9 protein-coding genes are annotated in these 8,829 nt (G+C 61.2%); all 9 read right to left on the bottom strand.

Going from position 1 to position 8,829, the window contains the following annotated elements; all coding sequences use genetic code 11:
• Positions 1-70: 70 nt before the first annotated feature.
• Positions 71-595 (bottom strand): phosphoribosyltransferase, encoded by a 525-nt coding sequence (locus tag ACSQ3D_RS21925; protein ID WP_056411678.1) that lies wholly within the window; start codon positions 593-595, stop codon positions 71-73.
• 66 nt (positions 596-661) lie between these two features.
• Positions 662-2,038, bottom strand: a complete 1,377-nt coding sequence (locus ACSQ3D_RS21920) for an adenylosuccinate synthase (protein ID WP_056411679.1) — start codon at positions 2,036-2,038, stop codon at positions 662-664.
• A gap of 28 nt (positions 2,039-2,066) precedes the next feature.
• A complete protein-coding gene (locus ACSQ3D_RS21915; RefSeq protein ID WP_436128307.1) occupies positions 2,067-3,215 on the bottom strand; it encodes an ATP phosphoribosyltransferase regulatory subunit in 1,149 nt (382 codons plus the stop codon).
• Positions 3,216-3,302: 87 nt separating this feature from the next.
• Positions 3,303-3,485, bottom strand: coding sequence for a DUF2065 domain-containing protein (locus tag ACSQ3D_RS21910; RefSeq protein ID WP_436128306.1), 183 nt, complete (start codon positions 3,483-3,485; stop codon positions 3,303-3,305).
• 33 nt (positions 3,486-3,518) lie between these two features.
• Positions 3,519-4,433 carry a protease modulator HflC gene (gene hflC / locus ACSQ3D_RS21905; RefSeq protein WP_396507353.1) on the bottom strand — a complete coding sequence of 305 codons (915 nt, stop codon included), beginning with the start codon at positions 4,431-4,433 and terminating at the stop codon, positions 3,519-3,521.
• Between the two features lie 9 nt (positions 4,434-4,442).
• Positions 4,443-5,825, bottom strand: coding sequence for an FtsH protease activity modulator HflK (gene hflK, locus ACSQ3D_RS21900; RefSeq protein WP_056411684.1), 1,383 nt, complete (start codon positions 5,823-5,825; stop codon positions 4,443-4,445).
• A gap of 52 nt (positions 5,826-5,877) precedes the next feature.
• Positions 5,878-7,056: a GTPase HflX gene (gene hflX, locus ACSQ3D_RS21895; protein WP_436128305.1), complete on the bottom strand. Its 1,179-nt coding sequence runs from the start codon at positions 7,054-7,056 to the stop codon at positions 5,878-5,880.
• Between the two features lie 60 nt (positions 7,057-7,116).
• On the bottom strand, positions 7,117-7,374 hold the full coding sequence (gene hfq / locus ACSQ3D_RS21890) for an RNA chaperone Hfq (RefSeq protein WP_056411903.1): 258 nt from the start codon (positions 7,372-7,374) through the stop codon (positions 7,117-7,119).
• A gap of 106 nt (positions 7,375-7,480) precedes the next feature.
• Positions 7,481-8,824 (bottom strand): ribosome biogenesis GTPase Der, encoded by a 1,344-nt coding sequence (der, locus tag ACSQ3D_RS21885; RefSeq protein ID WP_436128304.1) that lies wholly within the window; start codon positions 8,822-8,824, stop codon positions 7,481-7,483.
• Between the last annotated feature and the right edge of the window lie 5 nt (positions 8,825-8,829).

Genomic DNA, 8,829 nt, shown 5'->3' with positions numbered 1-8,829 from the left:
CTATAGCACCGTTTTGGGCGGTGGCAAGGAAAAGTGCAAAAAACTTGGACCTACCTTGTCAATCCTCGTCCTAGACTCGCCACTTCTCCAGCAGCTTTTCAGGACTGAGGCTGTCGTAGCCCTCGAAGGGTTGGTGAATCCATGGGTTGGAGGGAAGGAACTCCACCGAGTAGTCAGGCGTGAAAGTCGACAGGCCCTTGGTCCAGATCACAGCGCTGCGCAATTCAGAAATGGGCGCATAGTTGGTCTTGAGCATGTTGATCACGGCATGGAGGGTGTGACCCGAGTCCGCCAGATCATCCACCAACAAGACTTTGCCTGCGATCTCGCCCTTGGGGGTGGTAATGAAGCGTGCGATGTCCAGGTGGCCCTGCACGGTTCCAGCTTCTGCCCGGTAAGAGCTTGTCGACATGATGGCCAGTGGCTTGTCGAAGATGCGACTGAGAATGTCACCAGGGCGCAGGCCGCCCCGCGCAAGACACAAGATGGTGTCGAACTCCCAACCAGACTGATGCACCTTGAGCGCCAGCTTCTCAATCAAGCTGTGGTACTCGTCGTAGCTCACGTAAAGGTGCTTGCCGTCTTCGGTCAACATGGGGATGGCTCCTGCTTATATAGCTATGGGTGAAACGACTGCAAAACTCGCGCGGCGCAACTCAACTCAAGCCGCGACGTAGGGGTGGCGCATCATGATGGTGTGATCGCGATCGGGGCTGGTCGAGATCATGTCGATCGGAACCCCGGTGACCTGCTCGATGCGCTCGAGATAGTTGCGCGCAGACTGCGGCAGCTTGGCGTAATCGGTGACGCCCACAGTGGATTCGCTCCAGCCTGGCAGGGTTTCATAGATTGGCGTGCAGCGTGCAATGTCCTCAGCGCCCATCGGCAGGAGGTCGATGCGTTCGCCGTCGAGTTCATAGCCTGTGCAGAGCAGCAACTCACTCAGGCCATCCAGTACATCCAGCTTGGTGATGCACAAGCCCGACAGGCCGTTGACCTGGGCGCTGCGCTTGAGCAATGCGGCATCAAACCAGCCGCAACGACGGCTGCGGCCTGTGGTCACGCCCTTTTCGGCGCCGATGGTGCTCATGTGGTAGCCCGGCGTGCCAGGCGTTTCCCAATCGAGTTCTGTCGGGAACGGACCGCCACCCACGCGTGTGCAGTAAGCCTTGGTGATGCCGAGGATGTAGTGCAGCATGCCAGGGCCCACACCGGAGCCCGCGGCGGCATTGCCAGCCACGCAGTTGCTGGAGGTGACATACGGATAGGTTCCGTGATCCACATCGAGCAGCGTGCCCTGTGCGCCTTCAAACAGCAGGTTCGCACCGGCCTTGTTGGCCTCGTTGAGTTCACGCGAGACGTCCGCCATCATCGGCTTGAGCAATTCTGCATGGCGCATCGCCTCGTCATACACCACGTCAAACTGCACCTTGCCGTCCTGGATATAGGGCTTCAAGGCGTCGCCGAAGACAAACGAAGCAGAACGCAGGTAGGTCGTCAGTACATGGTTGTGCAGATCGAGCAACTCGCGCAGCTTGGCTGCGAAGCGCTCGGGGTACTTCAAGTCCTGCACGCGAAGGGCACGGCGTGCAATCTTGTCCTCGTAGGCGGGACCGATACCTCGACCCGTCGTACCGATCTTCTCTGTGCCACCCTGCTCACGCGCAGCTTCCCGCGCTACGTCGATCGCGGCATGGAAGGGCAGGATCAATGGACATGCCTCGCTGATGCGCAAGCGGGAGCGCACTTCAACACCCGCCTTTTCGAGGCCTTCGATCTCTTCAAACAGCTTGGCGGCCGACAGCACCACTCCATTGCCGATGTAGCACTTGACGCCAGGGCGCATGATGCCGCTGGGGATCAGGTGCAGCGCAGTCTTGACGCCGTTGATCACCAGGGTGTGACCGGCGTTGTGGCCGCCTTGAAAGCGAACGACGCCCTGGGCGCTTTCCGTCAGCCAGTCGACCAGCTTGCCCTTGCCTTCGTCGCCCCACTGGGTTCCGACGACCACTACATTGCGACCTTTGGTTGCTTTCATCTCTAAACCACTTCAATTATTCAATTGCTCAAACAGCCTGCACGACCCAGCGGTCCGCAATCTGCACCAGTTCCCGGTCACAGTGGAATTCATCCACTTCGCTTTCATGCCCTGGCAGGACACAGACCACCGTCTCCCCTGCCCCGCGCAGTTGCGCAATGGCCGCATTGACATCGGCGGACTCACCCCAGGGCGCACGTATCGCGGCCTTCAAGGCGCGCGGAGATACGACACCGACCACCTGCTTGATGTCCAGGCTGAAGCCTGCTGCAGGGCGATTGCGTCCGAACACGGCGCCGACTTCGTCGTAACGCCCGCCCCGCACCAGCGCATCGCTGGCGCCTGGTGCATAGATGGCAAACCGGGCGCCGCTGTAGTACGCATAACCGCGCAAATCCGCCAAGTCAAAAGTGACGCAAGCCTGATCCAGGCGAGATGCCAGCCACTTCAAATTCGATAGCAGCTGGGGCACGCCGGAAAAGCGGTGGAGTACCTTTTCCGCTTCATCCAGTACCTGGATATCGCCGTACAGGTGCGGCAGTGCGAGAAGACCTTCTCGCGAATCGCTGGGAAAGTCCCGTGTCAAGGATGCCAACTCACTGGTGTCCTTGGCCGCGAGCGCCGCATGGATCGCGCTCAGCAGCTGCGCGTTCGGCGAAACATCGGCCAGCAGACTGCGGACGATGCGGACATCCGCCAGGTCGATCGTTGTGTTCTGCACATCGGCGACTCGCAGGCACTCCCGTGCCAGTTGCAGAGCTTCCAGATCAGCCTCCAACCCGGCATGTCCGTAAATTTCCGCGCCGAACTGCAGTGGCTCGCGGGTGGCATGCGGGCGGTCCGGCCGGGTATGCAAGACCGGCCCGCAATAGCAAAGCCGCGTGATGCCCTTTCGGTTCAGCAAATGGGCATCTATGCGCGCCACCTGCGGCGTCGTATCCGCCCGCAGGCCCATTGAACGGCCGGAGAGCTGGTCCACCAGTTTGAAGGTCTGCAGATCCAGAGCCTCCCCGGTGCCTGTCAGCAAGGACTCAAGGTGCTCCAACAGTGGTGGCATGACCAGCTCATAGCCGTAGCAACGGGCTGTATCAAGCAGCCCGCGACGCAATTCTTCGATGTGCCGCGCTTCGGACGGCAAGACATCGGCAATGTGATCCGGAAGGACCCAAGCAGACATGAGAAAAGGGGAGGCTGTTAAAACCGCGATTCTACCGGGAGCCGAGAACGGCCCCGAAAGACATCCGGCGAAGGGTGAAGCGGGAAGTCAGAACCAGAGCATCGCCAGACCGGCCAGGATGGCCAGCAAGGCAAAAAACCGGATCTGACCATCCCGCAGTTGCGCGATGTGCGCCATGGCGCGCCGCCAGCCTTGCGGTAAAAGAAAGGGCAAGGCCCCTTCAATCACGAGAACCAGTGCCAAGGCAATCCAAAGGCTCTCCGAACTCACGGCAAGGCAACAGGCAAGGGCCGACGGATCAAACTACTTGCGCGCAGCAGCAGCAGCGGGCGCCGAGGTGGAGGTGCCTCCACGGAAGGTCTTGAAGAACTCCGACGACGAAGGGTCCAGCACCATCACGTCGCTCTTCTTGCTGAAGCTCGCCTTGTAGGCTTCCAGACTGCGGTAGAACTGCGCGAATTGCGGGTCGCGGCCAAATGCCTCGGCGTAGATGCGCGAAGCTTCGGCATCGCCCTCACCCTTGATCTTCTGCGCATCGCGGTACGCGTTGGCCAGAGCGACTTCGCGCTGGCGGTCCGCATCGGCACGGATCTTTTCACCTTCGGCGGCACCGGTGGAGCGCAGCTCATTGGCCACGCGCTTGCGCTCCGCCTCCATGCGGCGGTAAACGGATTCGGTGATGGCCTCCACATAGTCCACGCGGGTGATGCGCACATCCACCACATCGACGCCCCACGGCTTGGCACCACGGACGGTCTCCAGCACCTCGCGCTTGACGTCGGCCATGAGAGCCTCGCGCTTAAGGGACAGCAATTCCTTCACCGTTCGCTTGTTGATTTCTTCCTGGAATGCATTGCGCACCACCCGATTGAGTTGCATGGCGCCTGCGCTTTCATCCAGACCCACATTGCGGATGTATTCGGTTGGCTCCGAAATGCGCCAGCGCACGTACCAGTCGATGACCACGCGCTGCTTTTCAGCCGTCAGCATGGGCTCGGTGTCGCTGCTGTCCAGGGTCAGGAGACGCTTGTCGATGTACGACACGTTCTGGAACGGCGGCGGCAGCTTGAAGTTGAGCCCAGGCTCGGTGATGACTTCCTTGATCTGGCCCAGTGCATACAACACGCCAAACTGGCGTTGGTCCACGACAAAAAGCATGGAGCTCATCAGGGCAAGCACCACCAGCAGGGTGGTTGCAATAAATCCGACTCTGTTCACGAGCAGCTCCTAGCGAGATTCACGATCGCGGGTGCGACTGCTGTCGCGAGCCCGGGGGTCATTCGAAAAGGTGGACGATGGCACGGCAGGTGCGGCAGCCGGCGCAGCGGGGCTTGCTGTTGGCGCATCGATGGTCCCGGTGCCACTGGCCACGCCCTGCATGATCTTGTCCAGGGGCAGGTACAACAGGTTGGAACCCTGGCGCGATTCCACCAGCACCTTCGTCACGTTGCCGTAGATCTGCTGCATGGACTCGAGGTACATGCGGTCGCGGGTGACCTGAGGAGCCTTCTGGTATTCCGCCAGGATGGAGGAAAAGCGTTGCGCATCACCCTGTGCCTGCGCCACGATGCGGGCCTTGTAGGCAGCCGCCTCTTCGTTCAGGCGCGAGGCAGAGCCGACGGCACGCGGGATCACGTCATTGGCGTATGCCTGCGCTTCGTTCTTGGCACGCTCACGCTCCTGGCCAGCCTTGAGCACGTCATCGAAAGACGCCTGCACCTGCTCCGGAGGGCGCACACCGCCTTGTTGCAGGTTGATGCCCACCACTTCCACACCCACCTTGTAGCGGTCGAGGATGGTCTGCATGAGCGCACGCACGCGTGGAGCGATCTGGTCACGCTCTTCGGCCAAGGCCGTGTCCATGCGCATCTTGCCCACCACCTCGCGCACGGCGGTCTCGGCCGCCTGCACTACTGCGTCGGTCGGGTTCTTGCTCTCGAACAACCAGGCACGTGCATCGCTCAGGCGGTACTGCACCGCGAACTTGATTTCAACGATGTTCTCGTCTTCCGTAAGCATGGCCGATTCGCGCAGGCCGGTGCTCTTGATGACCGTGTCGCGGCCCACGTCGGCGGAACGGATCTGCGTGACGAACACCAGTTCGTGGCGCTCGATAGGGTACGGCAGGCGCCAGTTGAAACCCGCCCCCACGGTGCTCTTGTACTTGCCGAACTGGGTAATGACGGCTTGCTGGCCTTCCTGCACAATGAAGAAGCCTGTGCCCATCCAGATCACGAAGGCAATACCCGCGATCAACCCGACGCCCACACCGGCATTCTTCATGTCGGGCTGGAACCCTCCGCCGGAACCATTGCCACCGCCAGTACCACGTCCGCCGCCGTTCTTGCCGCCGAACAAACCGCCCAGCTTGCGATTCAGGTCGCGCCAGAGTTCATCAAGATCCGGCGGCTGGCCATTGTTGCCAGGGCGCTGCTGATCTCCACCCCGGTGGCCGGGAGGCTGGTTGTTCGACGGGCGATCGTCAGGACGCGCACCATCGTCGGATTTGTTGTCATCGCCTCGCCCCCAACGGGGATCGTTCAGATTGAACATGCCCCGGATACGTTCTGGAAGCGAAGCCCAGCGTAGGGTGCGATTTTGAAAAGTCATGCGCAAAGTCTCTGGTTCTCTGATGGCATTGGTAATGCGGCATTGTGCCCAATCAGGACAAAGCCCCCGGCAATTCAATGGCGCTATCAGGGGTCATGTCCTGCCGCGCAGCCTCGATGACTTTGGACGCCAAGGCACTGCGCAGCGCATCCAGCCCCTCACCTGTTCGCGCACTGACGAACAGTCGAGGGAGCATTTCCCCGTCTACTTCATAGTGGTCCTGCAGAACGGGCGGCTGCTGCTCGGCCGGCAGCGCATCGAGCTTGTTGAACACCAGGATCTGCGGGATGTCTGCCGCCCCGATTTCGTGCAGAACCTTCTGAACCTGGGCCATCTGCTCTGGAAAGCCGGGATTGGACGCATCCACGACATGCAGCAGCAGGTCGGCATCCACGGCTTCCTGCAAGGTCGCCTGGAAAGCGTCCACCAGGCCGTGGGGCAGATCCCGGATGAATCCCACCGTATCAGACAGCGATACCGACCGCCCCGCGTCGCCAAGGTACAACTGCCGGGTGGTGGTATCCAACGTCGCAAACAGCTGGTCGGCCGCGTAGGCACGGGCTTTTACCAGCGCATTGAAAATCGTCGATTTGCCGGCATTCGTATACCCCACCAGCGATATGTTGAAGGTGTCGCGCCGCTCGCGCTGCCTGCGCTGCGTGGAACGCTGGCGCTTGACCTTGACCAACCGCTCACGGGTGCGCTTGATGGCATCGCTGATCATGCGGCGATCGAGTTCGATCTGCTTCTCGCCAGGCCCCCCACGCGCACCGATGCCGCCCGTCTGGCGCTCCAGGTGGGACCATCGGCGAACCAGCCGTGTGCTGACATAGTGCAGTTTGGCAAGCTCCACCTGCAGCTTGCCTTCGTGGCTGCGCGCGCGCTGGGCGAAGATTTCCAGGATCAAAAGCGTCCGGTCGTTGACCGGAAGCTCGAGGTGGCGCTCCAGGTTGCGCTGCTGCGCCGGACTGAGTGCCTGATCGAAAAGAACTTCCACCGCGCCGTGCATCTGCGCCAACGTCCGAATTTCGTCCGCCTTGCCGCTGCCCACAAACAGCGCCGCATCGGGCGCCTTCCGTTTGCAGGTGATCCGCGCGACAGGATTCATGCCCGCGGTCTGAGACAGCAGGCCCAATTCCTCTAGATCGCCGTCGAAGTGGGGCAGACCGAAGTCTACCCCGACCAGCAGCACAGGCGTGCCGCCTGGAGAAGAAGACGTGGGAGAGCTCAAGGAAGGTGCCCCACCAGCGCCATGCGGGCCAGAAACGAAAACTCAGTCAGATGCGGGGACTCAGGCGTTGCTGCTGGTGTCTGCATCCGCAGTGTCGGCCGTCGAGAAGTTGACGGCACGACCCGGTACGATGGTGGAGATGGCGTGCTTGTACACCATCTGCGTGACCGTGTTGCGCAGCAGCACAACGTATTGGTCGAAGGATTCAATTTGCCCTTGCAGCTTGATCCCGTTCACCAAGTAAATGGAGACCGGAACATGCTCCCGACGCAGTGCGTTCAGGAAGGGATCTTGAAGAAGTTGGCCTTTATTGCTCACGATATTCTCCGTGTTCAAAACTGTTGTTGTAAACCGTCACCTTAACACACGCCAGAGGCCACGCCAGCCACTGAACGCAAGGCCCTTCAAGGCCCCGGCTTTTGGATCAGGACTCGTCCTTGTCCGCAAAGGGATTGTGGGACGTCTTCATCTCGATGCGCAGCGGAGTGCCGACCAGGTCGAACTCCTTGCGGAACCGCCCCTCCAGAAAGCGCTTGTAGGCATCCGTCACATGCTCCAGGGAATTGCCGTGGATCACGATGACCGGAGGATTCATGCCGCCCTGGTGCGCGTAGCGCATCTTGGGGCGGAACATCCCGGCCCGCTTGGGACTTTGGAACTGCACCGCCTCGAGCAGCAGACGCGTGAGCACCGGCGTGGACATCTTGCAGGTGGCCGCCCTGTGCGCCTGTGCCACGGACGCCCAAAGCGGCCCCAGGCCCTGGCGCTTTTTGGCAGAGATGAAATGCATCGACGCGAATTTCAGGAAGGCGAGCCGGGTTTCGATGGAACGCTCGAGCAACTGGCGCTGGTAGTCGTCCACGGCATCCCATTTGTTCACGGCCACGACCACCGCGCGGCCGCTTTCCAGGATATAGCCAGCGATGTGGGCATCCTGGTCGGTCACGCCCTGCGTGGCATCGAGCAGCAGCAGAACCACGTTGGCGGACTCGATGGCCTGCAGCGTCTTGACCACCGAGAACTTCTCGATCGCTTCAAAGACCTTGCCTTTGCGCCGCAGGCCGGCCGTGTCCACCAGTTCAAACCGCTGGCCGTTGCGCTCGAAGGGCACGGAGATGGCATCGCGTGTCGTTCCCGGCATGTCGAACGCCACCAGCCGCTCCTCACCCAGCCAGGTATTGATCAGGGTTGACTTGCCGACGTTCGGGCGCCCCGCCACGGCCAGCTTGATGACGCTCTTGTCGTGCTGGGCATCGGCCTCGTCGGGGTCCGGAAGGTTCAGCGGCTCCAGCGCCCTATCGACCAGATCACGAATCCCCTGCCCGTGGGCGGCAGACACCGGGTACACGGGGCCAAGACCCAACTCGTAGAACTCGGCGAGTTGCACGCCTTCGAGCATGCCTTCTGCCTTGTTGGCGACCAGTATGCAAGGCTTGCTCAGCCGGCGCAGGTACTTGCCGATGTCGTGGTCCTGCGCAGACAGGCCCGCACGGGCGTCCAGCACAAACACGACCACATCGGCCTCTGCCACGGCCTGCTGGGTCTGCTTGGCCATCTCGCGGTAGATGCCGCTGGACGCATCAGGCTCGAAACCGCCGGTATCGATGACGATGTACTCGTGCTTGCCTTGCTTGCCATTGCCGTAGTGCCGGTCACGCGTCAGCCCCGCAAAGTCTGCAACGATGGCGTCGCGGGACTTCGTCAGGCGATTGAAAAGCGTGGATTTGCCGACATTCGGACGCCCCACGAGGGCGATAACTGGCTTCATTGAAT

The organism is Acidovorax sp. LjRoot117, from assembly GCF_964252695.1.
Lineage (GTDB): Bacteria > Pseudomonadota > Gammaproteobacteria > Burkholderiales > Burkholderiaceae_C > Acidovorax.
The sequence above is the reverse complement of the archived record's forward strand: the minus strand, read 5'-3'. Positions and strand labels throughout refer to the sequence as shown.